Annotated in this window: 23 protein-coding genes; 17 read left to right on the top strand and 6 right to left on the bottom strand. The window is 58.9% G+C overall.

The features are described from left to right. Nucleotides 1-149: 149 nt before the first annotated feature. From CABTHER_RS04940 to CABTHER_RS04890, 11 genes are all read left to right on the top strand, one after another. Nucleotides 150-908 (top strand): metallophosphoesterase, encoded by a 759-nt coding sequence (locus CABTHER_RS04940; RefSeq protein WP_014099497.1) that lies wholly within the window; start codon nucleotides 150-152, stop codon nucleotides 906-908. Next, nucleotides 905-2,104, top strand: coding sequence for an MFS transporter (locus CABTHER_RS04935; RefSeq protein ID WP_014099496.1), 1,200 nt, complete (start codon nucleotides 905-907; stop codon nucleotides 2,102-2,104). The genes CABTHER_RS04940 and CABTHER_RS04935 overlap by 4 nt, the downstream gene beginning before the upstream one ends. 112 nt (nucleotides 2,105-2,216) lie before the next feature. Then, nucleotides 2,217-3,467, top strand: a complete 1,251-nt coding sequence (locus CABTHER_RS04930; protein ID WP_148263943.1) for a VWA domain-containing protein — start codon at nucleotides 2,217-2,219, stop codon at nucleotides 3,465-3,467. A 16-nt stretch (nucleotides 3,468-3,483) separates the two neighbouring features. After that, on the top strand, nucleotides 3,484-4,158 hold the full coding sequence (locus tag CABTHER_RS04925; protein ID WP_014099494.1) for a LolA family protein: 675 nt from the start codon (nucleotides 3,484-3,486) through the stop codon (nucleotides 4,156-4,158). 123 nt (nucleotides 4,159-4,281) lie between these two features. Continuing rightward, entirely contained in the window at nucleotides 4,282-5,490 is a 1,209-nt protein-coding gene (locus CABTHER_RS04920; protein ID WP_041569092.1) for an aminotransferase class I/II-fold pyridoxal phosphate-dependent enzyme, read from the top strand. 95 nt (nucleotides 5,491-5,585) lie between these two features. After that, entirely contained in the window at nucleotides 5,586-7,406 is a 1,821-nt protein-coding gene (sppA, locus tag CABTHER_RS04915) for a signal peptide peptidase SppA (protein WP_014099492.1), read from the top strand. A gap of 53 nt (nucleotides 7,407-7,459) precedes the next feature. Next, nucleotides 7,460-8,617: an HD domain-containing phosphohydrolase gene (locus CABTHER_RS04910; protein WP_014099491.1), complete on the top strand. Its 1,158-nt coding sequence runs from the start codon at nucleotides 7,460-7,462 to the stop codon at nucleotides 8,615-8,617. A 227-nt stretch (nucleotides 8,618-8,844) separates the two neighbouring features. Next, a complete protein-coding gene (locus tag CABTHER_RS04905) occupies nucleotides 8,845-9,591 on the top strand; it encodes a YebC/PmpR family DNA-binding transcriptional regulator (RefSeq protein WP_014099490.1) in 747 nt (248 codons plus the stop codon). Nucleotides 9,592-9,600: 9 nt separating this feature from the next. Next, complete coding sequence (locus CABTHER_RS04900; RefSeq protein WP_014099489.1) at nucleotides 9,601-10,464, top strand: alpha/beta fold hydrolase; 864 nt, start codon at nucleotides 9,601-9,603, stop codon at nucleotides 10,462-10,464. Nucleotides 10,465-10,472: 8 nt separating this feature from the next. Continuing rightward, the gene (gene rsmI, locus CABTHER_RS04895; protein WP_014099488.1) at nucleotides 10,473-11,321 is read left to right on the top strand and encodes a 16S rRNA (cytidine(1402)-2'-O)-methyltransferase; all 849 of its coding nucleotides are present in this window, start codon (nucleotides 10,473-10,475) and stop codon (nucleotides 11,319-11,321) included. An 80-nt stretch (nucleotides 11,322-11,401) separates the two neighbouring features. Beyond that, nucleotides 11,402-12,469: a 3-deoxy-7-phosphoheptulonate synthase gene (locus CABTHER_RS04890; protein ID WP_041569549.1), complete on the top strand. Its 1,068-nt coding sequence runs from the start codon at nucleotides 11,402-11,404 to the stop codon at nucleotides 12,467-12,469. Between the two features lie 36 nt (nucleotides 12,470-12,505). On the opposite strand, the gene CABTHER_RS04885 is transcribed toward CABTHER_RS04890, so the two are convergent. Continuing rightward, nucleotides 12,506-12,880 carry a hypothetical protein gene (locus CABTHER_RS04885; RefSeq protein WP_014099486.1) on the bottom strand — a complete coding sequence of 125 codons (375 nt, stop codon included), beginning with the start codon at nucleotides 12,878-12,880 and terminating at the stop codon, nucleotides 12,506-12,508. Nucleotides 12,881-13,148: 268 nt separating this feature from the next. On the opposite strand from CABTHER_RS04885, the gene CABTHER_RS04880 reads away from it, so the two are divergent. The 3 genes from CABTHER_RS04880 (at nucleotide 13,149) to coaD (ending at nucleotide 15,660) form a co-directional block, all read left to right on the top strand. Beyond that, a complete protein-coding gene (locus CABTHER_RS04880; RefSeq protein ID WP_014099485.1) occupies nucleotides 13,149-13,643 on the top strand; it encodes a flavin reductase family protein in 495 nt (164 codons plus the stop codon). Between the two features lie 66 nt (nucleotides 13,644-13,709). Continuing rightward, nucleotides 13,710-14,999, top strand: a complete 1,290-nt coding sequence (locus CABTHER_RS04875) for an HD domain-containing protein (RefSeq protein ID WP_014099484.1) — start codon at nucleotides 13,710-13,712, stop codon at nucleotides 14,997-14,999. Between the two features lie 154 nt (nucleotides 15,000-15,153). Then, nucleotides 15,154-15,660 carry a pantetheine-phosphate adenylyltransferase gene (coaD, locus tag CABTHER_RS04870; RefSeq protein ID WP_041569091.1) on the top strand — a complete coding sequence of 169 codons (507 nt, stop codon included), beginning with the start codon at nucleotides 15,154-15,156 and terminating at the stop codon, nucleotides 15,658-15,660. Nucleotides 15,661-15,770: 110 nt separating this feature from the next. Here the strand turns inward: coaD and CABTHER_RS16485 are convergent, their stop codons facing one another. From CABTHER_RS16485 to CABTHER_RS04845, 5 genes are all read right to left on the bottom strand, one after another. Beyond that, nucleotides 15,771-17,051: a redoxin family protein gene (locus CABTHER_RS16485; protein WP_081464704.1), complete on the bottom strand. Its 1,281-nt coding sequence runs from the start codon at nucleotides 17,049-17,051 to the stop codon at nucleotides 15,771-15,773. Between the two features lie 92 nt (nucleotides 17,052-17,143). Then, on the bottom strand, nucleotides 17,144-18,787 hold the full coding sequence (locus CABTHER_RS04860; RefSeq protein WP_014099481.1) for a cellulose synthase family protein: 1,644 nt from the start codon (nucleotides 18,785-18,787) through the stop codon (nucleotides 17,144-17,146). A gap of 32 nt (nucleotides 18,788-18,819) precedes the next feature. Beyond that, nucleotides 18,820-20,226 carry a sigma-54-dependent transcriptional regulator gene (locus CABTHER_RS04855; protein ID WP_041569090.1) on the bottom strand — a complete coding sequence of 469 codons (1,407 nt, stop codon included), beginning with the start codon at nucleotides 20,224-20,226 and terminating at the stop codon, nucleotides 18,820-18,822. Between the two features lie 19 nt (nucleotides 20,227-20,245). Continuing rightward, complete coding sequence (aroA, locus tag CABTHER_RS04850) at nucleotides 20,246-21,565, bottom strand: 3-phosphoshikimate 1-carboxyvinyltransferase (RefSeq protein ID WP_041569089.1); 1,320 nt, start codon at nucleotides 21,563-21,565, stop codon at nucleotides 20,246-20,248. A gap of 2 nt (nucleotides 21,566-21,567) precedes the next feature. Beyond that, a complete protein-coding gene (locus CABTHER_RS04845; RefSeq protein WP_014099478.1) occupies nucleotides 21,568-23,499 on the bottom strand; it encodes a PrkA family serine protein kinase in 1,932 nt (643 codons plus the stop codon). A 162-nt stretch (nucleotides 23,500-23,661) separates the two neighbouring features. On the opposite strand from CABTHER_RS04845, the gene CABTHER_RS15580 reads away from it, so the two are divergent. From CABTHER_RS15580 to CABTHER_RS04830, 3 genes are all read left to right on the top strand, one after another. Further along, nucleotides 23,662-24,126: a PIN domain-containing protein gene (locus CABTHER_RS15580; protein WP_014099477.1), complete on the top strand. Its 465-nt coding sequence runs from the start codon at nucleotides 23,662-23,664 to the stop codon at nucleotides 24,124-24,126. A 52-nt stretch (nucleotides 24,127-24,178) separates the two neighbouring features. After that, nucleotides 24,179-25,393 (top strand): response regulator, encoded by a 1,215-nt coding sequence (locus CABTHER_RS04835; RefSeq protein ID WP_081464703.1) that lies wholly within the window; start codon nucleotides 24,179-24,181, stop codon nucleotides 25,391-25,393. Between the two features lie 185 nt (nucleotides 25,394-25,578). Further along, the gene (locus CABTHER_RS04830) at nucleotides 25,579-26,592 is read left to right on the top strand and encodes a coiled-coil domain-containing protein (protein WP_014099475.1); all 1,014 of its coding nucleotides are present in this window, start codon (nucleotides 25,579-25,581) and stop codon (nucleotides 26,590-26,592) included. Nucleotides 26,593-26,601 lie beyond the last annotated feature (9 nt).

Below are 26,601 nucleotides of genomic sequence, written 5' to 3'. Positions count from 1 at the left end.
TTTCATTACCTCAGCACGGTAATTTCAACCAAAGTTTCTCGAAAAGCCTGCTTTCTCATAGGATATACGCCATTTTTGACGCCAGAGGATGCGAAAAAGTTGGTTTCCTTCAGGGTGGTCCGTCCGTATGGTGTTTCCAAAGGTAGCTCATGCGTGTCTTTGCCCTGGGTGATCCCCATCTGTCCTTCGCCAAGCCCAAACCCATGCACATTTTCGGTGAGCACTGGCGCAACCACGCCGACCGGATTGCGGCGGCCTGGTCGGCACTGGGAACGCCCGATGATGTCCTCATTCTGGCTGGCGATCTTTCCTGGGCCATGCGCGCCGAAGAAGCCCGTCCCGACCTTGACTGGATCGCCCGGCTTCCAGGGCGAAAACTCATCATTCGCGGCAACCACGACTACTGGTGGCACTCCCTGTCCAAGGTACGGGCCATGGCAGACAGCTCCATCATCCCCCTGCAGGCCACGTGCTTTGTGCTGGAACGGGTGGCCTTCGTCGGGACACGCGGCTGGCAGTGTCCGGGCGATGAACCAAGCACTGATACGCTCGAACGCCAGGAAGCCCTGTTGCGCCGCGAAAAGGTGCGCCGGGAATACACCGCGCAGGACCGCAAGATTTACCTGCGTGAAGTCGGAAGGCTGCGTCTGGGACTCGAAGCCGCCCGCCAGCGCCGGAGCGAGTTCGACAAACTCGTGGTCATCCTCCACTATCCCCCAATGAACGCCCGCCACGAACCAAGCGGTTTCACGGAGTTGCTGGCTGAATACGATGTGGACTGGTGTGTGTACGGCCATCTGCACGGCCCCGCCATTGCCACCGCCTTCAACGGGCAACTGGGGCGGACCCGCTTGCAGTTGGTCAGCGCCGACAGCCTCGATTTCACGCCTTTTCAACTCGACCTGTGAGCAGCCGCACGCCCATTTCACGCCCCATTATGCTGCTTGGTCTGGTCAGCCTGCTGACCGACATGGCCAGCGAACTGCTCTACCCGGTTGCCCCGCTCTACCTGACCGGGCCGCTCGGCGCTTCCCTTGTTCTGGTGGGTCTGCTGGAGGGCATCGCCGAAGGCATGGCTGGTTTCCTCAAGGGTTACTTTGGCGCGCTTTCCGACCGGCTTGGCACACGCGCGCCCTTCGTGCAGGCGGGTTACACCCTGTCGGCATTCTCCAAGCCGCTTCCCGGTTTGTGGCCGGCCGCCGGGGCGGTTGTCGTGGGCCGGCTGGCTGACCGCCTGGGCAAGGGACTGCGCAGCGCCCCACGGGATGCCCTGCTGGCCGGTTATGCCCCGGCCGGGGCGCAGGGGCGCGTGTTTGGGTTCCACCGGGCAATGGATACGGCTGGTGCGGTGCTGGGTCCACTGCTGGCCATTGCCTTTCTCACCTGGCGGCCCGGCGACTACACCACGCTGTTTCTGCTGGCGTTTCTGCCCGGCATCCTGGCCGTGCTCTGCGTGTGGTGGGTCAAGGATGTGCCCTTTCAGCCAGCGTCCGGCCGGCGCTTTGCGCCCTTTGCTGTCTTTGCCTACTGGCGCAGTGCACCGGCGGCATACCGTCAACTGGTGGCAGCGCTCACCCTGTTCGGTCTGGTCAACAGCAGTGATGTGTTTCTCATTCTCAAGGCGAAACAGGTTGGGTTTTCGGATACGGCGGCCATTGGCGGCTATGTGCTTTACAACGGGGTCTATGCCCTGGCGGCTTACCCGGCCGGCGACCTGGCCGACCGCCTGGGCAAGCGGCAGGTCATCGTGCTGGGGCTGGGACTGTATGCCGTCGTGTATGCCGGGTTTGGACTCCTGACGCAAATCTGGCAGGTCTGGTTGTGCTTTGCGCTGTATGGTCTCTATGCCGCCGCGACGGAAGGCGTCAGCAAGGCGTGGATTGCCGACCTTGTTCCGCCCGAACAGCGTGGGTCAGCCATTGGTTTGCAGACCATGCTGGCCAGCTTCAGCATCCTTGTGGCGAGCAGCCTGGCGGGACTGCTCTGGGAGCAGGTCGCGCCGGTGGCTCCCTTCTGGCTGGCGGCGAGTGGGGCTGGTCTGGCTGCCCTCTGGCTCGGTACGGTCTCACCTGGCACGCAGGCAGAACCGTCGGGCCGGGGATGACTTGTCGGGCCGTAGGGACGTGTGACAAAAGGCCCGGGTGTGGAACGGCCAGGCAACGCTGCGTCCTCTGCCAACGCCAAACCCAAGCCACTATCCTCCTGGAGGTGACGACGTGAAGCTGAACCCGCTCCCTGGTCGGATGCCCGGCCGTCTCATCCTCGTCGGCTTGTGCCTTCTGGCGCTTGGTGTGCCGTCCGTCCGGCCCTACCGCCCGGTGCTCGCGCAGTCCGGTGCGACGCGGAAAACAACTCCGCCGCCCCCTGAAAACGACAAGCCCAACCGGACACTCCCCGATGAACAGCCCTCGGCAAAACCCGGCCGCACCTCCCAGGAAGCGCAGGAAGGGCAGGACCCGAATCGTCCGATGGGCACGCCGCGCCGGCGCCCCCCGACCAAACCCCCAACCACCGATGACGAAGGCAATGTCATCGTGCTGGCGACCGATGTCGTCAATCTGGAAGTCGTCGTCTATGACAAGAAGACGGGCCGCCTTTTTACCGACCTCAAACCGGCGAACTTCACCATTCTGGAAGACGGCGTCAAACAGGAAATCACCAATTTTCGGGCCGGCGACAGCGACCTTACGCTCGTCATGGTGCTCGAATACAGCCGTGCGATCGGGCCGCTTGTGTTTGAAGTCCTCGAACCGGCGGCGCAGTTCATCGAGCGGTTCGTACGCCCCAACGATTACATCTCCATCGTCGCGTTTGACCTGCGTCCCAAAGTGCTCACGGACTTCACAAACGACCCGGCCGTGCTGCGCTCCAACATCGCGCTCCTGTACCGCAACTTCCCGGCCTTTACGGAAAGCAACCTCTTCGACACGCTGAAGTTCGTCATCAAGGGCGGAAAGCTTGACGGCGAAGACTACACCGGGCTGGAAGAAGTCCAGGGCCGCACGGCCATTCTGCTCATTGCCCTTGGCATTGATACGTTCAGCCGCATCAACTATGACCAGGCACGCAAAATCGTCGAAAATGCCGGCATACCGGTGTACTGCATCGGCATCGGCAACCTGTTCTACAAGCTCAATGACCCCAGGCTGTCGCCGGAGGCCAACCTGACTTTCCTCCAGGCATTCAACACCCTGCGTACCTTTGCCGAAAGTTCTGGCGGGCGCTATTTTCCGGTGACATTCATCGGTGAACTGCCGACGACCCTGCGCTCGATTGATACCCTGCTGCGCAACCAGTACAGCCTGGGTTACGAACCGACCAACCCGCGCCGGGAGGGCAAGCGGCGCAAAATCGAAGTGCTCGTGGATGTGGACGGCGACGGCAAACCGGACAACAAACGTCTCGAAGTCCAGTACCGGCGCAGCTACATCGAACCCGGCGGCAATGACGGCAAACGCAAGAAGTGAGCTTCAGCCGACGTTCATGCAGCGCCGCCATTTTCTGTTGAAAAGCCTGGTGGGTTTTGGCTGGTGGCTGACGGCCGGCCCGGCCGGAGGGCAGGCCGCCCGACGCCCGACACCCGACGCAGCCCGTCTGCTGGAGGGCGTTCTGCGGCGCTACAGCCGCCTGAACACGCTCACGGCCGCATTTACCCAGATTCACCGGGGACGCCAGACCCTCCGCGAGCAGGGCACGCTGGCGCTGCAACGGCAGGGACGGATGCGCTGGGATTACACCGCGCCCAGCGTCAAACAGTTTCTGTGCGACGGCCGGCACACCTACTTCTACAGCGCCGCCCGGCAGCGGTACACCGTGGAGCCGGTACGCGCCAGCCGCGATCCCCGTACACCGTTTCTGTTTCTGCTGGGCGACCGGCGGGCAGCCCGGCTGTTCCGCCAGGTTGAACTGGCGGCCGTACCGCCGGTGCGTCCGGGATACGTCGTCCTGCGGCTCACACCACGGGAGCGCATCGAGCTGGTGACGGCGGTACTGGTTGAATGTCATCCCACGACCTTTGAACTGGCGCGGATTTCACTCCTCAGTGCCGCCGGTGAACAGGACGACTTCCTGCTTTCGGAGATTGTCGAAAATCCGCCCCTGCCGGACGGCTTTTTTAGCTTTACCCCACCGGCCGGGGCCCAGCGCGCGACGCCCTGAACTATTGCCTCCGTGAAGATTGCAGCCCGCACTGGATTTCGCTACAAGTGCTTGGCCAAGCAAAACATCTTCGTGGGTTGCGTCCCGGTGTCGGGACCACTCCTGCCTTTGAGGTGACGGTGTATGTCCAGCCCCAGTCCTGCATTGTTTCGGCCTGCCGAGCGCACGAAAAACTACAACTATGCCATCCGCAACATCGTGGCCGCTGCCAAGGCCGTGGAAGCCGAAGGCCGTTCGGTGACCTATCTCAACATTGGCGACCCGGTGCTGTACGGGCTTCAGCCGCCCGCCATCCTGCAGGAAGCCCTGGCCCGTGCCGTACGCGAGGGACACAACGGCTACGCGCCCTCGGTGGGGACGCTGGCTGCGCGTGAAGCCATCGTTCAGGAAGCCGAAAGGCGCGGCGTGTATCTTTCGCCTGAAGATGTCGTCATCAGTTCGGGTGCGTCGGAAGCGGCTGACATGGTGCTGAGTGCGTTGCTGGAGCCGGGCGATGACGTGTTGACGCCCTGCCCGACCTATCCGCTCTACACGGCCATTACCGCCAAGCTGGGCGCGCGTGAAAACTACTACCGGCTCGACCCGGAGCAGGGCTGGCTGCCTGACCCGGACGAAATCCGGGACAGGATCACGCCCCGGACCCGTGCCATCGTCATCATCAACCCGAACAACCCCTGTGGTGCGGTCTATGATGCGCGGCTGCTGCTGGAACTGCTCACTATTGCCGAAGCCCACGGGTTGGTCGTCATTGCCGATGAGGTCTATTGCCGGCTGACCTACGGCCCGCCGCCGCCGCCCATGGCCCAACTCGCGGCTGGAATGGATGTGCCGGTCGTCACGCTGGAAAGCCTGTCGAAGTCGCATCTGGTGCCGGGCTGGCGCGTGGGCTGGATGACCTACACCAACACACAGCGTTTTGGGGAAGTGATTGCTGCCGTCCGCAAGATTGCCGAAGCCCGGATTTGCAGTCCATTGCCGACGCAGCAAGTGCTTCCTGTGGCCCTGGAAAACCAGTCACATCTGCCGTCCCTCATCGAGGAAATGAAACTGCGGGCGGCCATTACCGTCGAAGCTCTCAATGCCATCCCCGGCATCCGTTGTATTGCCCCCCAGGCGGCTTTCTATGCCATGGGACAGGTGGCTGACCTGAAGGGACAGACGGATGAGGCATTCGTGCTGGCCCTGCTGCGGGCTACCGGCGTGCTCTTTGTGCACGGCTCCGGCTTCGGGCTGAACCCGCACGATGGCTTTTTCCGCATCGTCTTTCTGCCCCCGCCTGGCACCCTGCGGGAGGTCTATGCCCGGCTGGCATCCTTTGTCCAGCAACGCTGAGACTGTGTATAGTCATTGCTTGTGCCTTTAGCCACAAAGGGCGTCTGGATGTAGCCGGCCGGTTTTATGGATGGGATAGAAAAGCAATCCAAGCCATGCGCGATTTTCTGAAGTACGTGTTTGCCAGCCTGACCGGCACCCTCATCTTCTTCGGGCTTGTCCTTGGGGGCATCCTGCTGCTGCTGGCTTCGGTGGCATCACTGTCCAGTGGACGCAGCCCTGAGCCGGCTGTTCAGGACAAAACGATACTGGTGTTCGATCTTTCGGCCACGATTTCCGACATTGCCCCCAGCGATGACGGCCGCGAAGTGGACGTGCAGCGGCTGTTGCGCGGCAGCGGGGGGAAAATCCTGCCGCTGAGCACCATTCTGGATTGCCTGGACAAGGCGGCGGCGGACAAACGGGTGGTGGGGCTATACCTGCATGGCAATCTGTCCACGGAAGGTTACGGCTCCGGCTTTGCCGCGCTGCGGGAAATCCGCGAAGCCCTGCTGCGCTTCAAGGCGTCCAAAAAGCCCATCTACGCCTACAACCAGGTGTATAGCGAACGCGATTACTACCTGGCGTCCGTGGCGGACAAAATCTTTCTCAACCCCTTTGGCGCCATTGAAATGAACGGGCTGGCCTCGGAGATGATGTTCCTGGGCGAAGCCTTCAAGAAATATGGTGTCGGCATTCAGGTCACACGGGTCGGCAAGTACAAATCGGCAGTCGAACCCCTCCTGTTCGACAAAATGAGTCCTGAAAACCGGGAGCAGACCCAAAAGCTGCTGGACGACGTGTGGGGCGAGTTCGTCAGTGGCGTGGCAACAGCGCGGCAACTGACGCCCGATGACCTCCAGCGCCTGGCCAACGAAAAAGCCATCCTGGTCGGACCGGAAGCCGTGGCCGCCAAACTGGCCGACGAAACAGCCTATCTCGACCAGGTGCTTGGCACGTTGCGCAAGCTGAGCGAGGTCAAAGATGACAAAGCGCCCTTCCGGCAGGTGACACTTCCGGCCTACGCCCGCGTATCGCGGCGTTCACTCGGTCTGGAACGCACCTCACGGAACATCATTGCCGTTGTCTATGCCGAAGGGGAGATCGTGGATGGAGCCGGAAGCGATGGTCAGATCGGCGGCGACCGCCTGGCAAAGGAACTGCGCCGGCTTCGGCAGGACGACCAGATCAAAGCCGTTGTGCTGCGCGTCAACAGTCCCGGCGGCAGCGCGCTGGCCTCGGAGGTCATCCGCCGTGAACTGGCCGAAACCCGTGCGGCCGGCAAGCCGGTGGTGGTTTCGATGGGTACGGTAGCCGCTTCCGGCGGGTACTGGATTTCCACCGCCAGCGACAAAATTTTCGCCGCGCCCAACACGATTACCGGCTCTATCGGCGTTTTTGGCATTCTGCCCAACATTCAAAAACTGGCCGGTGATTACGGCGTCAAGTGGGACACGGCCAAAACCAATCGCTACGCTGACCTGGGCACAATCACCCGCCCCAAGACCGAAGACGAACTGAAACTCATTCAGGCCAATGTGGATCGTATCTACGATGAGTTCTTGACACGGGTGGCGGAAGCCCGGAAGCTACCCAAGGAAACCGTACAGGAAATTGCACAGGGGCGCATCTGGTCGGGAGCGGAAGCCAAACGACTCGGACTCGTGGACGAATTTGGCGGGCTGGAGGCGGCCATTCAGGCGGCTGCCGAACTGGCCAAGCTGGGGAATGACTGGAAAATTGCCGAGTATCCCAAGCGGCGCAACCTGGCTGAGCAGCTTGCCAAGCTGCTCACCGATGAGGAGCCGGAGCGTCTGGTGCAGGGACCGGTGCAACGTGAACTGGAGCAGTTATGGGCCGAAACGGCAGCACTGGCCGCCTTCAACGATCCGCTCGGCGTCTATGCCCGGCTTCCCTTCCTGCTTCGCTTCAACTAAGAGCCGGTATCGTCACGCTTTTCTGTTTTTGATCTCTGGGTGAGTACAAGGCTATGGATGACGCTCGCATTCGGGATGCACGGATTCTTGTTGTTGATGACCTTGAACTAAACATCAAGCTGCTGGAAAATCTCCTGGCAGAAGCCGGCTACCGGCGGGTTTTCAGCACGACGGACTCACGGCAGGTTGCGCAACTCTACCGGGAGCTGTCACCCGACCTGGTCATCCTTGACCTGCACATGCCCCACCGCAATGGCTTTCAGGTGATGGAAGACCTGCGGGAAATCGAGCATGATTCCTACATTCCCGTTCTGGTGCTGACCGGACTGCCCGATCACGCCACCCGCCTGCGCGCTCTTGAAGCTGGCGCGCGCGATTTTCTGAGCAAACCGTTCGAGCACGTCGAAGCCCTGACCCGCATCCGCAACATGATCGAGGTGCGGCTGCTGCACAATGAAGTCCGGGAACAGAACCGGATTCTGGAAGAAAAAGTGCGCCAGCGCACGCAGCAGCTTCGTGAAACGCAGTTGGAAATCGTGCGGCGGTTGGGACGTGCCGCAGAATACCGCGACAATGTCACCGGCATGCACGTCATCCGCATGAGCCACTACTGCGCCGAACTGGCCCGCGCCATCGGCTGGGACGATGAAGCCTGTGAAATGCTTCTGCATGCCAGCCCGATGCATGACATTGGAAAAATCGGCATTCCCGACCGCATCCTTCTCAAGGAAGGCAAACTGACGCCTGAAGAATGGGAAGTGATGAAGTCCCATGCCACCATCGGGGCCGAACTCCTCAGTGGCTCAACGTCCCCCCTGATGCACATGGCGATGGAGATTGCCCTTTCCCACCACGAGAAATGGGATGGGTCAGGCTACCCCAAGGGTCTCAAGGGCGAGCAGATTCCCATTGTGGGGCGGATTGTGGCGCTGTGCGATGTGTTTGATGCTCTGACGACGGAGCGGCCGTATAAACGGGCCTGGTCGGTCGAAGAAGTCATTGCCGAGATTGACCGGCAGAGCGGACGGCACTTCGATCCCAATCTCGTGGAAGCTTTCAAGTCCATCCTGCCCAAGATTTTACAGATTCGTGAACGCTACACGGAAAAGGCTGCCACGACGGCTGCCGTGGCCAGACACACCGGCGGTCACCAGCGGCTCGTGCCGGACGAAAAACACCACCTACCACCCTACTTTCAGCCACAGGGCTGAGTTCTCGCAACATCTGGGAGACCCCCGGACGGCTTCGTTAGCGCCGATAGCCAGCCCCTTCCTGACAACGCGGCTTGAGGCAGCATCACAAACCCTTCCTTACTGTCTGCTTTCACCTGCATTGCGCCAGCCGGCAGGATTTCTGTGCTAGATTCAGCCACACGGGCCTGGCGGCCCATCAAGCTCTTTTCACGACATCGTTTCGTTTTGAGGAAGACCGAAAAGCTATGTCTGGTCATAGTAAGTGGCATACCATCAAACACAAAAAAGGGGCGCTCGACGCCAAGCGGGGCAAAATCACCACCCGGCTCGTCAAGGAACTGACCGTTGCGGCACGGGTCGGAGGCGGCGATCCGGCAGGCAACCCGCGTCTCCGCAAGGCCATTGCCGATGCCAAGGCGGAGAACATTCCCAACGACACCATCGAGCGGGCCATCAAGCGGGGCACGGGTGAAATCGAAGGTGCAGCCTACGAGGAGATCATCTATGAAGGCTACGGCCCAGCCGGCGTTGCCATTCTGCTCGAAGCTGCAACTGACAACCGCAACCGTACGGTCAGTGAACTCCGCCATCTTTTTTCCAAGAACGGCGGCAACCTGGGTGAAACCGGCAGCGTAAGTTGGCTCTTCGATCCCAAAGGCGTCATCACGCTCGAAAAGGATGTGAAGTCAGAAGAAGAACTTTTTGAGATTGCCGTTGGCGCTGGCGCCGAAGACCTGCGTGATTTGGGTGAATACTGGGAGATTCAGACGCAACCGGAGGCTTTCGATGCCGTCCTGGCGGCTCTCAAGGCGGCTGGTGTCCCAACGGTTTCGGCTGACATAACGCGCGTCCCGAAAACCTATGTTCGCCTTGAAGGGAAGGATGCCCAGCAGATGCTCAAGCTCTATGAGGCCCTCGACGACCACGATGACGTGCAGAAAATCTCGACCAATTTTGAGATTGATGATGCCGAGTTTGACCGGTTGAAGTAACACTCCTGTATGTCATCTCTCGCCGAAGCTCCCGTGCATGCGCTGACTTCCGTCTGGATGTGGCGTGGGCAGCGCATGCACTACGCCCGGCGCGGGAGTGGGGAGCCGGTGCTGCTTATCCACAGCCTTAACGCCGCCGCCTCGGCCTATGAAATGCGCAAGGTGTTTCTGGGGCTGGAGGACACCTTCGATGTCATTGCCCCGGACCTGCCCGGTTTTGGCGCTTCCGAGCGCCGGCGGATGGATTACACAGCCAATCTCTATACGGACTTTATCCTTGATTTTTGCCGCGCGCGCATCGGCATCCCCTGCCATGTCATTGCCAGCTCGCTTGGCGCAGCCTATGTCATCCGTGCGGCGAGCCTGGCACCGGAACTGTTCCGCAAACTGGTTCTCATTGCGCCCACCGGCATTCGCGCTCTGGCCGATGAACGGCCCACACGCCTGCGCCAAACCGCACGCCACATCCTCTTTTCACCTGTGGGAACCCTGTTTTTCAAAGCGCTCAGCACGCGGCCCGTCATCCGTTACTTTATGACGAATCAGGGCTTTTACGACCCCCGGTGTTTCACTCGTGAGCATGCTGAGCATCTCTACCGCACCATGCGGGTCAAAAATGCCAAGTATGCTCCCATCGCTTTTCTGACCGGCATCGCCAACTGCAACATCAGCCATGCTTTCGGTCGGCTTCTGCAACCGGTGCTCCTGGTTTGGGGCAAAAATGCCCGCACCACCCCGGCGCGTCAGGCCGAAGATTTCCTCGCACGCAAACCGGAGGCCCAACTCGTCCTGTTTGAGAACTGCGCGCTTCTGCCGCACGACGAACACGCCGACCGGTTCAACCAACTGGCCAGACAGTTTCTCGCCAGCTAACGCCCCCCATGCCGCTTTACGTGGTGCCGACCCCCATTGGCCATCTGGAAGACATCACCTACCGCGCCGTTCGGGTCCTACGCGAAGCCGACCTCATTGCCTGCGAAGATACGCGGCGGACGCGCCAACTGCTGCACCACTACGGCATTTCGACACCACTCATCAGCTATCACGAACACAACGAACGGCAGCGGACAGGTGAACTGCTGGAACGGCTGCGGGCGGGCGACACAATAGCCCTGGTCAGTGACGCCGGCACGCCGCTCATTTCAGACCCGGGCGGACAGCTCCTGCGCGCCGCCATTGATGCGGGTTTGCCCGTCAGCGCCCTGCCCGGCCCCTGTGCCGCCACCACGGCATTGAGCGCCGCCGGCCTGTCGGCAGAGGGCTTTCACTTTGTTGGTTTTCTTCCACCCAAGTCGGCGACCCGGCGCAAGGCGCTCGAAGCCCTGGCTGATGAACCGGTCACGATGGTGTTCTATGAAGCGCCCCACCGGTTGCTGGCTTTTCTGCAGGATGCCCTGACCATACTGGGCGACCGCCCGGCCGTCGTGGCGCGGGAGTTGACCAAACTCCACGAAACCTACGTCCGGGGGACACTGGCCACCCTTACGGCGCATTTCGGGGCGGAAACACCGCGTGGAGAAATTGTCGTTCTCATTGACGGGAAACCCACCGTGCCACTGCCACCACCAGACGACACGATACTTCTGGCAGAAATCGAACGCGGCATCGCGGAACACGGGCTGAGTGCCACGGAAGCCATCCGGCAGACGGCACAGCGTTATGGACTCCCCCGCCGCCAGGTCTATCAGCAGTGGCTACGTCACCGGGCCGTTGCGCCACGCGGAGCATAACTGCTATGTCTTGTTTACGCTCATCAGTCCGTGTGCAACCCTGGTTCCCGGCCCCCCATCCGGCTGCGGTGCTTTTTGCCATGCGCCATCTTATTGACGACGTTCGTATTCAATCCTTCGAGCCAATTCCAACTCCCAATGAACTGCGAGATGCCCTCCCTGTCAGCGACCGGGCTGCCGAGACGGTGTACCGTACCCGCGAAGCCATCAAGCGCATCCTGCGCCACGAAGATGACCGCCTGCTGGTGGTGGTCGGCCCCTGCTCCATTCATGACCCACAGGCGGCGATGGAATATGCCAGCCGCCTCCGTCCCCTGTGCCAGGAATACGCTGACGATCTGGTGATTACAATGCGGGTGTACTTTGAAAAACCCCGCACGACCGTTGGCTGGAAGGGACTTGTCAACGATCCCAATCTGGACGGGACGTTCAATGTCCGGCGCGGTCTGTGGCTGGCCCGCCACCTGCTCGTGGAACTGGCTGAAATGCAGGTTCCGGCCGGGAGTGAGTTCGTGGACCTGATTTCCCCGCAGTACACGGCCGAACTCGTCAGTTGGGGGGCCATTGGCGCACGTACCACGGAAAGTCAGTCACATCGTGAACTGGCTTCCGGGCTGTCCTGCCCGGTCGGCTTCAAGAACGGCACCGGCGGTACGATTCAAATCGCAGTGGATGCCGTGCGCTCGGCGCGCGAACCCCACGCCTTCCTGTCACACACCAAGGACGGCCGCTCGGCGTTGTTTCGCACCACCGGAAACCCGGACTGCCACATCATTTTGCGCGGAGGGCGGGTGCCCAACTACGACGCCCACCATGTGGCGGAAGCCGTCCAGTTGATGGAAAGCGCCGGACTGCCGGCACGCATCATGATTGATTGCAGCCATGCCAACTCCGGCAAAGACCACCGGCGGCAGCCAGCCGTGTGCCGCAATGTGGCCACCCAAGTGGCTGAGGGCAACCGGGCGATCATCGGCACGATGCTTGAAAGCCACCTTGTCGAAGGCAAACAAACGCACGTACCAGGACAACCGCTGGTCTATGGACAAAGCATTACCGACGCCTGCATTGGCTGGGAGGAAACGGAGAAACTTCTGGCCGAGTTGGCCCAAGCGGTACGCCTTCGCCGGCGGTCACTGACGCGGAGCTAACCTCTGCCCCGCGTCAGTGGATGGATACAACCGGTATCACTCTTTGGGAAGCAGCGAGCCAATTGTGCCGAAGACGGTGTCAGCTATGCCTTGGATGGCATTATCCACAGCCTTGTCAAGACCCAGCCGGGCCACTTGGTCGGAAAGGATCTCCGTTCCTTCAATGATGCCGAAGGGCCAGAGCATAAACAGTGCCACAAAGGGAGTGGCCAGCACTGTGACCCCGATGCGGATGAATTCATTACTCCCCAAGGGCGTCCCTTCAAGAAAGCGGTAGGTTTCTTTCCCGGAGCGGTAAATACCAAGGAGGGGCGTTACCGGCAACATGGTCATCGGATAGACATAACCGGTAATCATCAGGTTGGTAAAGCCACGTTCAGTCACAGGAGGGAGGGCGGTGGTTTCGCTCATAACGACTGCGTACCTCGCACGTAAAACTGGCATGCATTCCGGTCCGGGTCGTGTAACCTTTTCCCTGCACCAGTTGCCAGGGGCGTGGGCCGGCCGGAATGCCGTCGTGGATGGTGTCGGGGACGCCGTGTGAAACATAATCCGTCGCAGGGTGCCCTTAGCGTACTCAATCCCTGCTCCAACGTACAACGAAAATCTTGCCGACCGCAGCCTGGTCGTTCAATTTCTGCGAGACCTTCCCGGAACCTTTTCACCAGGAGACAATCCGATGACAGACACACCCCAGCCGACTGAACAGGCATCCATTGGCGCGGCGCTCGGCCGGATTTCCAGTGGCATTTTCATTCTTACCACCGGTGCCGGACCCAAGGCGACCGGGATGCTGGCTTCCTTCATCAAGCAGGTGAGCTTTCACCCGCCGATGGTCATGGCGGCCGTGCGGCAGGGACGGCCCATCCTGACGCGCCTGCGGGAAAGCGGCGCTTTTGCCGTCAACATCTGCCACAAGCAGAACGGCAAACTCGTGGCGCACTTTGCCAAGGGGTTCGCACTCGATGAGCCGGCGTTCGAGGGGATTCCCCATGAGCCGGCTGTGACAGGCGTGCCGGTGATCCCGGAAGCCCTGGCTTATCTGGATTGTGTCCTGCGGCAGGAAGTCACCGCCGGCGACCACATCCTGTTTCTGGGTGAAGTCGTAGCCGGAAGCGTCACGAGCGAGGGCGAGCCGATGATTCGCATCCGGAAAAATGGTTTTGACTACTGAAATGCTGAAGCCCTGAGCACGGACAACCGGAAGAGGCCGGCCAGGCCGAAGGACAAGGTGTTAGCTATGGCACTGCGCCGCTACAGCGACCCGGTACACCGCATCATCACGCTCGACCGAAGCCTGCCCTTTGATGCGCTGTTGATGGCGCTCATTGACACGCCGGAGTTTCAGCGGCTGCGCCGGATTCGCCAACTCGGACTGGCCTTTGTCGTTTTTCAGGGGGCCGAACACAGCCGGTTTGCCCACAGCCTTGGCGTGATGCACACGATGACGTTGGCGCTGGATACGCTACAGCGCAGCGGCGTCCGGCTCGATGCCCAGGTCTGTGGGTTGGCGCGTCTGGCGGCGCTTCTGCACGACATCGGCCACGGACCGTTTTCGCACGTCATGGAGAAAGTTCTCCACCAGCGCCATGAAGACTGGACCAAACGCATTATTGGCGATCCGGCAACCGCCATTCACGGACGGCTCACCAGTCACGACCCACAGTTGCTGGATACCCTGATTGCCCTGCTGGAGGGCCAGTTTCGCCCGCGCTTCGCGGCACAACTGGTTTCCTCACAACTTGACTGCGACCGCTTTGACTACCTGCTGCGGGACAGCCTCATGACGGGCGTCAGTTACGGCTGCTATGACCTGCCGTGGATTCTCCATGCCCTGACAGTGGATACCACCAATGACAGCCTCATCGTCCGTGCGCGGGGGGTGCTGGCCGTGGAGGAATACCTGTTTGCGCGCTACCACATGTTCCGCCGGGTGTATTTCCACCACGCCCTGCGGGCGGCCGAAAACATGCTGGTTGCCATGTTCCGGCGGGCCGTGACGCTGACACACGAAGGCCGACTCGCCTTTCCGCTTTCCGGCACCGCCATGGATAAACTCATCACCGGCGTCCCGCTGACAACTGCCGAATATCTCAGCCTTGACGACGCCGACGTACTGTTTCACATCAAGCAGTGGCAACGCGACCCTGACCCCGTTTTGTCTGACCTGGCCGGACGTTTTCTGGAGCGGCGGCTTTTCAAGTCGCTCGACGTTTCTGCCCTTTCGTCAGAAGCCATTGCCGAAGTTCGGGCGGCTTTGGAGTCAGCCCTGGTGAAGCGCGGCTGGCCGCCGGAGTTCTACCTGCTCGAAGACGATGCCGGAGACGTACCGTACTTTGGCCCCTATCTGCCCGACGCACCGGAGCGGCACATCATCGTCGAAGACCATCAGACGCACCCCCGCCAGCGCGAGATTTCCGAAGTCTCGGCGGCCGTACAGGGCTTGCGTCCCTACCGCCTGCGTCGGCTGTGCTTCCCGGAAGACCTGCGTGACATTGCCCATACGACCGTTGCCAGCCTGGTCAGTTGACAAATCCTGGCCATGGATTCGACAAGCCCGAAACAACACAGTAAACTTTCCCATTTCAGGCTTCAGGAAGCCCCTGCGGCGACGGCGTCGCGACAACCCGGTCAGCAGCCGTCCCTGAACCATCCTGCCGCTTCTGGAAAGGTGACTGCGCGCCGTGTGCCGTGCTGTGTATCCCGGATCGTTTGACCCCATCACCAATGGGCATCTCGACATCATCCGTCGGGGCTGTACGCTCTTTGACCACATCACCATTGGTGTTCTCAACAATGAACAGAAAAGCCCGCTGTTCACCGTGGCGGAGCGCATCGAGATGATTCAGGCGGTTGTCGCCCCCCTGGCTGAAACCACCCGGACAACCATCGAGGTGGACAGCTTTGAAGGGCTTCTGGTGGACTTCGCCAAGCGAAAACGGGCCAACTGCATTGTTCGCGGCTTGCGCGCGGTTTCCGACTACGAATACGAACTCCAGATGGCCCAGATGAACCGTCACATGCAGCCCGACATCGAGACGGTCTTTCTGATGTCAGCCGACACGTACAGCTTCGTCAGTTCCCGGTTGGTCAAGGAAATCTGTTTCCTTGGGCGCTCGGTCCAGCCGTTCGTGCCACCGATTGTCGAAGCCCGTCTCCAGGCCAAGTTCGGGCGTCAACCCCAGTCCTGAGTGGTTCTGCCAGACAGACTTGCAAGAGACGGATGCGGCTGCCAGCCGGCGGTCATCCCACGTAACAGGGACGTGCTGCGCACCCGGCAGCCGCTGATGTCAACAGAAACTTACTTGGCCAGCGCCGCCCGTATGGCTGGTTCGAGCTTTTCTCCACGAGGGTTGACCGCAGCAATCCTGCCATCGCGTCCAATAAGTAACGTGAAAGGAATCCCCGTGACGCCATACTGTTTGGCAATATGCGCTCTCCAACCCCGCCCATCGTAGATATGTCGCCAGTTCATCCCTTCCTTTTTGACAAAGGCTATGAAACTTTCCTTGGTGAGATCATCATCATAATCAAGTGAGATGCTCAAGATGTCAAAACCTTGTTTTTTGTATTTTTCATAAGCCTCCCTCAGCTTTGGAAGTTCGGCCCTGCAAGGACCACACCAGGTTGCCCAGAAATCCAGTAACAGGACCTTCCCCTTGTAGGTTTTGAGTGACACCAACTTGCCATTCAAATCCTTGGCTTTGAAGTCAAACGGTGTGGCGTCAGGCCTGAGCGCGTTACTGTACCTTGGGGGTAGTGGGGCAACATCAATCCGTTTGGCGCCGGGTGGCGGAACAAAGGCAATTTCCTCATCCGGCGGCAACGGCTCAAAAGCCGTGACGGTCTCAGTAAAAACCGTTGGTGCAGAACCCTGTGGGCGAGTTTCCGATCTCACAGCCAGCAGCTCATTCTGTTCCCGGTTAACCGTAAACAGGATACGGCCTTCCGGTTTTTTCAGGATCAGTGTCACCTTTGTCAACGGCTTGTCCGGCAGGTGCTCAACGGTTATGTCTTTGCAGTTTCCGGCTATACTCTTGACCGGGTTATACCCAGCCCAGATACCAAAAACGGAATACCAACCCCAACCATGTATTTGACTCTTGCTAGCAACATCCTCGACATTTACATCACTTTGCGATACTCCACCCGGGAGGGTGTGCGAGAGGTAGTAGCTGGGGTCTTTGCTTGTGTAGCTGAAATAACCTTCAGGAGTGGAACACCCGTACCACTCGCCATCGTTTGTTCTCATCCTGACTTCTATCCGATTTCTGTCCTTGACGCGCACCATCACTTCAGAGTCTGAGGCCGTGAAGTTAGACGAGGTAAGGCGAACAGTGGCCCGATAGGAAGGGAGCCTTTTATAATTCTCAACGACCTTTTCCAGTATCTCCTCGGCTTCTTTGCGGACATTTTCATTGGGAGCTTGATTTGTCTCACTGGGGGACTGATCTGTTGCCTGACCCGCAACCAGCCCACACCACAGCCAGGTCCAGCAAACAACATGAATGACTGCCCAGCCGGGACGTGACAACCCCATACCAAAGACTCTTGAAAACTTTGGGAAATACAATGCTGGCATCGTCGTTTTCCTTTCTCCAGGAAAGCCATTCAGGCTCCGGTGATCTGCAACGTGCTCACAAAGTGCTGACAGTGAAGCCAACTTGTCATCTATCAGTCTGTCACTGGTGAAAGCTGATGACCACCCGGCAGGCTGCTGGACTTCTTCACACCCAGGCCATTGAGCAGTGAAGCCACGCCAACATATCCGTAGCCAAGGACAAAGATGGAAAGAAATGGCAGCACGCCCCAGATTTCACTGTGAATGGCATAGGCAATCGTCAGCACAAAGTACAGGGTCATGCCGATCTCAAGCAGGGGGAGCCATCCCATCGTCCTGCGGTATTTTTTCTGCTGCCAGCTTCTTTCCTTTGTCTTCCCATCAATGGCATATTTTGGCGTTCTGACAAAACCACTCTGGATGCCCAGCAATGCTTCCAACACGGCCTTGGCATTGCTGATTGAAATCCCGACCCCAATGGACATAGCGAGATAGATAAGCAGCAAGTTCTCCCATCTGCTTCCGTAAAGCTCTTTGAGAGATATAAAGTAGTATGATGTCACTGAAAATATTGAGAGCAGCAGAAAGGGGACATCCAGGAGCATGAGATGGAATAACCCCTGATTGTAGCGCACGATCAGGACTGGAAGATGAAGCAGGTGAAAGACAATCATAAGCGGGTAGATGAGATTGCCTGACAGGTGAAAGAAGGTTTCTATTTTGGCGTGAAGTGGCAGGTTCAATCCACCCAGGCGGGGCAGGATTTTCATAGCCACCTGCGTGTAACCCTTTGCCCAACGACGCTGTTGAACCTTGAAGGCATTGATGTCAACCGGGAGTTCAGCCGGTACATCTTCATCGAGGACGTAAACAAATTTCCACCCCAGAAGCTGGGCGCGATAGCTGAGGTCAGTATCTTCAGCCAGGGTATCAGCCTGCCAGCCGCCCGACCAGACAATGGCTTCCCGCCGCCACATGCCAGCCGTTCCGTTGAAATTGAAAAAGCCGCCGCTGCGGTGACGTGCCGTGTGCTCGATGACAAAGTGCCCATCCAGCATGACACTTTGTACACGGGTCAGCAGATTGTAGTCAGCATTGAGGTGACTCCACCGGAACTGGACAACCCCCACCCGTGGCTCCGTAAAGTAGTGAATCATCTTACGGATACAGTCCGGCTTTGGCTGAAAATCAGCATCAAAAATCAGAATAAACTGCCCCTTGGCCACTTTGAGACCTTCGCTGAGCGCCCCGGCCTTGAAACCGGCACGGTTCGTCCGGTGAAGATAGACCATATCCAGCCCTTGGGCGGCATAACGCTCGACAGCCGCTTTGGCAATGGCCCGGGTTTCATCCGTCGAATCATCGAGAACCTGAATTTCCAACTTATCCTTTGGATAATCCAGTGCCGCACAGGCAGCCAGCAGGCGCTCGACCACATACATTTCGTTGAACAGCGGAAGCTGAACGGTCACATGCGGCAGATTATCTTCATCAAAATAGGCTTTTGGCTGCGGACGAAACTGGTGGTAGCGTAGGAACAGGTACGTAATTCTCAGGCGGTAAGCCCCATAGATGGCAAGGATGAAGAGCAGTCCAAAATAGAGAATGAAAATTGTCCAGTCCAGTGCGTCCGAGGTGTACAGATAGCTGATGTTGTTGGTACGTGAAAATTTCTCCAGTCCGGGCAGCATCCTGACAGCGCTCTCCAGCAGGGAAACAAAACCGTTTGTATTCAAATCAGGCAGGACGGGATTCATAAGCAGGGCAGCAGCTCCAATCGGCAGGCAGGTTACTTGATGTTGTAATTTTTTATCTTGCTGTTAAGAGTGGTTGGATTGAGACCCAGCAGCTTGGCCGCACGGCTCTGGTGGTTGCGGGTCAGCTCCAGAGCGCGACGAATCAGCTCGATCTCAAACTGTGCCACGACATCATAAAAACGTATGCCTTGGGAAATGTCGAGCGAGGATGAAAGCAGCCCACCGGGCAGGGACTGAAGTTCCCCCCGTACCGGAGGGTTGAGAATCTCATCCCGCAGACACTCCACGGTCAGGGAATTCGTCCGTGAGATGACAACAGCCCGCTCGATGACATTTTCCAGTTCACGCACATTTCCCGGAAAGGGATAGGCTTCGAGCAGTGCCAGCACATCAGGGTCAATATCTTCTGACATCTGACGCTGGTTCTCTGCGTTGTACTTGCGGATGAAGTGCCGTGCCAGTGGCAGAATATCCTCCGGGCGCTCACGCAGAGGTGGCAGCTTGATGTTGATGACGTTCAGGCGATAGAACAGGTCTTCCCGAAATTTGCCGTCCATCACGGCCTGTTTCAGGTCGAGATTGGTGGCAGCCACGATGCGGGTGTCCACCCGATGGGGTGTGGTTTCCCCCAGTGGGATGAACTCCCGTTCCTGGATGACGCGCAACAGTTTACTCTGGGTTTCAAAGGAGATGTTGCCGATTTCATCCAGAAACAGTGTCCCGCCGTCAGCAATGTCAAAGAGACCTTTTTTGGCCGTAAAAGCGCCGGTAAAAGCGCCACGTGAGTGGCCAAAAAGTTCACTTTCCAGAAGTTCGGTAGGAATGTTGCCGCAGTTGACAGGCACAAACTGCCCGGTCTTGGCCCGTGGGCTGGCAAAGTGAATGGCGCGTGCAATGAGTTCCTTACCGGTTCCTGATTCCCCCTGAATCAGAACCGTCGTCCGAGCTGGCGCAATCTGCTCAACCAGCGCCAGGATGTCCCGCATGGCGGCGCTTCGGGCGATGATGCCCAGCTTGTCGGCGCTTTGCTGAAGGGTACGTTTGAGCTGGGCGTGTTCTTCGTCCTTGCGCCGGCGCCGGATGCCCGCCTCAACAACCCGCAAAATATCCTCATTTTCAAAGGGCTTGCGGATACAGTTGAAAGCGCCACGCTGCCAGGCACTGACAGCCGTTTCAAACGTGGCGTAGGCGGTAATCATAATGACAACAGCTTCCGGGTCATGGGCAAGCAGGGCTTCCAGGGTAGGCAGTCCCCCCATCCCCGGCATCGAAACGTCCAGCAGCACAACGTCAAAAACGTGATCCCGGTAAAGTTCCAGTCCTTCTTCACCGGTTCGGGCCAGCTTGACGTTGTACCCGGCGCTGGAGAGGAGCGTCTCCAGCACATCACGCATGACCTCCTCGTCATCAACAACCAGCAACGAGCCTTTCCTTGACATGTTTCAACCCTGACGCAAGCTACCCCGGCCCCTGGCCCCGGAGTTGTTCCAAAACAGTGAAGAAGTTTGGGAAGGATACGCCCACACAGCCAGCATCATCCAGGGTGGTTGGACCGTCTGCCACCAGCGCAGCAACAGCAAAAGCCATGGCAATCCGGTGATCGCCGGCCGTTTCGATGCTGGCACCCCGAAAACGCTGGCCGCCGGGCACCGTCAATCCGTCGGCGCGCTCTTCAACCTCCACGCCCATGGCGCGCAGGTTGCGTACGATCAGTGCCAGACGGTCACTTTCCTTGACCCGCAGTTCCCCGGCGTCAGACACTTCCGCGCCGTGGAAGGCAGCCCCCAGAACGGCCAGAATCGGCACTTCATCAATGGCATTCGCTGTCAACGCCCCTGCCAGACGCAGCGGCCGCGACGGACGCAAGGTGCTGGCGTTCACCTGCAGGTCGCCGATGGGTTCGCCACCGACCAGACGTTCATTGACGACTTCAATGGCGCATCCGGCTTCCCGCAACACAGTCAGCAGCCCGGTCCGGGTCGGGTTGAGTCCGACATCTTCGAGGACCAGTTCAGCCGATTCAACCATCAAGCCGGCGGCCAACCAAAACGCTGCGGCAGAAAAGTCTCCCGGCGCGCGCAGCCGTCCGGGACTCTGTAACCGGCTATGCCCGCTCACGGTACGCGCTGCGCCCCGGCAGGTGACGGATACACCAAAAGCACGGAGCAGACGCTCGGTATGGTCACGGGTCGGAACCGGCTCCAGCACTGTCGTTTCACCCTCAGCAAACAAGCCGGCCAGCAGCAGGCAGGACTTGACTTGGGCGCTGGCAACCGGCGGTTCGTAGGTGATACCGCGCAAAGCCCCACCCCGGATCGTGAGCGGGGCGAGATTGTCGTCTGTGGCGGAGACGCTTGCTCCCATCTGCCGCAAGGGTTCAATAATGCGGCGCATGGGACGGCGGCGCAGTGAGGCATCCCCTGTAATGCTTGTCTCGAAGGGCTGGCCGGCGAGGATACCGGCCAGCACGCGGATTGTAGTGCCCGAGTTGGCGGCATCCAGCATCACCGGACTTGGCTGCAAGCCGGTTTTTCCCGCCCCGCGGATGTGCACGCCGCTGTCTGTCGCCTGAAGGCGGACGCCAAGGCGGCGCAGACAGTCCAGCGTGGCCCCACAGTCAGCACTCTCCGAATAGCCTTCGATGAAGGTCTCGCCTTCGGCAATCGCCGCCAGCATCGCCATGCGGTGCGAGATGGATTTGTCCCCCGGCAAGCTGACCTTTCCCCGCAGCCGCCGGACGGGTTCAAGACGCCGGGCGATGCCAGACTCTGCGGCCATGGTCACCGTGACAGCAGGCTCCCCACATAGTTGAGCAACTCGTTGGCGCTTTCGGGGGTGTAGCCGTGCTTTTTCACCAGCCGGTCAATGACTTCATTGATCCGCCGCAACTGGTCAGCATCTGGCGACTTGGTCGAGGTTGTGATTTTGACGATGTCCTTCAAGTCGGCAAATATCTTTTTCTCGATGGCTTCTTTGAGCCGCTCGTGAGAATTGTACTCAAACCGCTTGCCCTTGCGCGCATACGTCGAAATGCGGATGAGGATTTCCTGCCGGAACATGTTTTTGGCGTTTTCTGAAATCCCGATCTGCTCTTCGATGGAGCGCATCAGCCGCTCGTCGGGTTCCATTTCTTCTTCCGTGATGGGATCTTTGATTTTTTCCTTGTTGCAGTAGGCCTCGACATTGTCTAAGTAGTTGTCACAGATGCTCTTGGCCATTTCCTCAAAGGAGTAGACAAAGGCCCGCTGCACTTCGGTCTTGGCAATTTCGTCATACTCTTTGCGAACGAGCGTCAGAAGATTGAGGTACTTCTCACGTTCTTCAGGCGTGATTCCGGTATGTTGGTCAAAGCCGTCCCGGATGGCTCGCAGGGCGTCAATCGGGGTAATATATTTCTTTTCCCCCTGAACCAAGGCATTGGACAAGCAGTTAATAATGTACCGTGGTGAGATGCCAAACATCCCTTCCCGGACAGTTTCGGCCTTGAGTTCCTTGACATCCTTGCTCTTGAAGCCATCCACATCCTCCCCATCGTAGAGTTTCATTTTCTTGATGAGGTCCATGTTGGCACGCTTGGGCGGCTCCAGCCGGGTCAGGACAGCAAACATGGCAGCCACGCGCAGGGTGTAGGGAGCAATGTGCATCCCTTGCAGGCTGCTTTGCGAAAGCAGTTTTTTGTAGATTCGTTCCTCTTCTGAAACCTTGAGGTTATAGGGCACCTTGATCATGATGATCCGGTCCTGCAAGGCTTCATTTTTCTTATTGCCGACGAAGGCCAGGTATTCATTTTCATTGGTATGCGAAATAATGACCTCATCGGCGTAGATCATCGCGTACCGACCGGTTTTGATGGCCTGTTCCTGCGACAGCGTAAGCAGCGAGTAGAGAAACTTCTCATCGCACTTGAGGATTTCGATGAACTCCATCATGCCGCGATTGGCAACGTTGAGTTCGCCATCGAAGCGATAGGCGCGTGGATCGCTTTCCACGCCAACTTCGCCAATCGTGGAAAGGTCAATGGAGCCGGTCAACTCGGAGACATCCTGCGACTTGGGATCGCTTGGCGCGAACGTGCCGATGCCGACCCGGTCTTTTTCCGAAAAGACAATCCGTTCGACAATGACATCCTCGTGCCGTCCCTTGTAGGTGTGCTCCAGGTCGTAGCGGGCTTGCGGGCTGAGTTCGCCCTCAATGTAGATGCCGTAGTGCTTCTGGATTTCGGGGCGCAGCTCCTGGGGAATGAGGTGCATGGGATCGCCATGCATCGGGTCGCCCTTGATGGCATACACGGCACCGGCTTCGGTGCGTGTCCACTTCTCCAGGCCCCGCTTGAGCAAGGTGACGATGGTGGACTTTCCTCCGCCGACCGGCCCCATCAGCAGGAGAATCCGCTTGCGGACCTCCAGGCGTTGGGCCGCCGACTTGAAGTACTCGACCAACTGCTCAATCGTCTCATCAATGCCAAAAAGCTCCTCGCTGAAAAAGTTGTAGCGCGTGATCTCATCTCGCGTACCTGGATTGATGACCGTCGTGCCAGCAGCCAGAATCATGTCGCAGATGCGGGCATGCGCCAGTTGCGTGAGCTGAGGCCGCTTGACCGCCATTTCAAAGTACTCGCGGAACGTCCCTTCCCAGTGCAGCGAAGCACGATCACGCCGGTGTGCTTCCAGAAGTTGGGTAATATCGGGCTTTGGGGTTTCAGTATCAGACATGGTAGCGACTCCCGTCACGGACGATGAGATGCAGATATCAGGCGCAAACAAACTGCGCGGGGCAGCTGCGTCGGGGACGCAAGCTGACAGTGCAGGAAAAGTATGGGCGCATTCGGCGCCAGCGTCAATTGTCACCGAGATGGAATGGCTTGGGGGAGAACGGTGAAACTGACACTCTATCTTGAAACTTCGGTTGTCGGAGCGTACCTGGACAACGATGATCCCTTCCGTCGCGACCTCACCCTGCGGTGGTGGGAGTACGACTTGGGGGAATACCAGCCATTTGTCTCGCCGCTAGTGTACCACGAACTGGAGCAACTCGCCGAACCGTACCGCTCTGCCTACCTCAACCTGATCCGTCCGCTTCCCCAACTGCCGCTCCGGGATGAAGCCACAATGCTGGCTGCCGGCTATGTGGGCAGCGGTATCTTCCAACGACGTTTTCTGGCCGACGCCTTTCATGTCGCCCTGGCCTCGGTTCACAACATAGACTTCTTTGTGACGTGGAATTTCGGGCATATTGCCAGCATCCACCGACAGGCACGGGTACGGCGGTTTAACCTCATCAGCGGTTTTCCCTGCCCCATCATCGTCACCCCTGAGTTTCTGGTGATGACCGGTATCTAGGCCCCTGCGCAAGCCCCTGCGTTGACGACATCCTTTCCCAGAGAGGCTCAGCATGGTGAAGCGAGTTCTATTGGTTGATGACGACCAGGCGGTGCTTCAGATTGTGTCCAGGTGGCTCGGCCGCTACCAGGACACCTTCACCATCATCACGGCCGAACACGGACGGGAAGCGCTCGACATTCTGATGCGCCACCCCGTGGATGTCGTGGTGACGGACCTGCAGATGCCCGTGATGGATGGCTTCGAGCTGATTGCCCACATGCTCAGCGAGCAGGTCCACATACCTGTCATCATCATGACCGCCATGGTGGTCAGCACTGTCGAAAACCGCCTGCAGGGCGTTGGCGCCTTTCCGGTCATCCGCAAGCCGCTCAGTGTCACAGCACTCCACAACCTCATCTGTAACGAACTCGATGCCCGCCAGCAGGGCGTTATCCAGGGATTCACACTGGCTTCGTTTCTACAGCTTCTGGAATCCGAGCGCAAAAGCTGCGCCCTGCGGGTCACAGCCAACGGGCGTGTGGGCTATCTCTACTTCCGTGACGGCGAACTCTTTCACGCCGAAACTGGCCAAAGCTCCGGCGAAGCCGCAGCATACGACATCCTGCTGTGGGAAGCGGTCAAGCTTCAGATGGCGGCACTGCCAGCGATGCCCCCTCCGAAAACCCTTCAGGACCGTCTCATGGGGCTGCTGATGGAAGCCTTCCGCCGCCGGGATGAAGCCGAGGAAGCCCGCCTCCGGGCCGGCGCCGCGACCCACCATTCCCCCGCCGTGGAAGCCGGACGCGAGACAGTGCCACAGCCGCCAAGTGACGAAGATGAAGGGGGCAGGCAGCCCCTGACCGCCGTCCCGGCCACAGAACACCAGATGATGGAAGCAGCGCTCAGAGCCGCCGGCTGGCTGCTGACCTTGGCTGACCACCTTTCCTTCTCTCCGGTTGAACCATCGAAGGCTTACACCTTGGCGCCGGAATTGCGGCATAGCCTTGAGTCGGACAACTTCCCCCAACAAACGGCCCGTCTGCTCCGCTTGTTTGATGGACAGCGTACGTTAGGCGAGCTGGAAACCACAGTGCCTGACCAGGCCGCCGTTCTCACGTTTCTTGCCAACGGACTGAAAGCCCTCGACCTGCTGCCTGAAGCCCCTGACACCACGCCCACAGACCGGCTCACACAGGTAGAGGTTGCACCCACAGTGATGAGTGATTGCGCCCGACAGCCACACCCGCGTACAGGTGCCGGACAAGTGGCAGGAAAAATACCATGACTTTTCCGCAAATCTGGATATACTCGAAACTTCCGATGCATTGCGACAACTCTTCCCCTTGGGTGTCTCTGTCTTGTCCAAACGCATAGAGTTGGTTGGATACCTGAACTGCCAAGGCCAGGCGTCGTTGCAAGCTTCGGTGAGTGTCTTTCACGTACAATCCCCAAGAGCAGGTGGCGCACCCGATGCCAGCTTCCATGTCCATCAGTGACACCTCCCTCTCACCGGTCTCCTTCCCGCCAGAAAGTGGACCAAAAGACTCCCTTCAGGTTTTACCGACCCTGACCCGCCTGGTGTACCGGTGGTGTGTGGGTCTCATCAATCGCACCCTGGAGCGGTTCCCGGCACTTCAGCACGGAATTAGCCGCCTTGAGGCAGCCGAAATGACCATCCGCCGTCTCCGCCAGGAACGGGATGAAGCGCTGGGTTTTCTGCGTGAACGCAACCAGGAACTGGCACATTACGACACCGCCGTACGCAACCTGTTCTCGGTAGTCAGCGAAGTCACCCGCGAGATGGAGGACATCCGGCAGGCGTTGTTGACATACAACAGGCACGTTGCCGAACATCTGTCCCACCGCGAAAGCAATATCCTTCAGCTTCAGTACCGTTTGCAGGAAGCCGCAATGGATATGCAGGAAGCCCAGGCTGATCTGGACGATATTGAAGAGACCGTGCGTCACTATTTCCATCAGCGTGAAGGTGACATTCTCCAGCTTCAATACCGTTTGCAGGAAGCCGCAATGGATATGCAGGAAGCCCAAGCTGATCTGGACGATATCGAAGAGACCGTGCGTCACTATTTCCATCAGCGTGAAGGTGACATTCTCCAGCTTCAATACCGCTTGCAGGAAGCGGCTGTGGACATGGAGGAGGTCCAGGCCGATCTGAACGATCTCGAACTGGCGGTGCGCCGCCATCTTCAGCAGCTTGGACGGCGGATTGAGGTTGCCGACTTGGCGTTGTTTGGCATGCTTGAAGTGGCGAAAGAAACCGAAGGTGAACTTGACCTTCTATCCCAGCAGGTACATCGTCAACACAGGTTGTTTGCCCGGGTGTATGGTGAATCTCTCGCCGAAAATGCACGGCTCACGCAAGAAATAGATACCCTTGTTGCAGAAGCGGCCCAGACCAATGAAATGACGGCGAAGCACATCCGGGCGCTGGAACAGGAACTGGCCAGCCTGCGCTCCCGCTAGTTCAACACT

The sequence above is a fragment of the Chloracidobacterium thermophilum B genome, from assembly GCF_000226295.1.
Classification (GTDB): domain Bacteria; phylum Acidobacteriota; class Blastocatellia; order Chloracidobacteriales; family Chloracidobacteriaceae; genus Chloracidobacterium; species Chloracidobacterium thermophilum.
The sequence above is the reverse complement of the archived record's forward strand: the minus strand, read 5'-3'. Positions and strand labels throughout refer to the sequence as shown.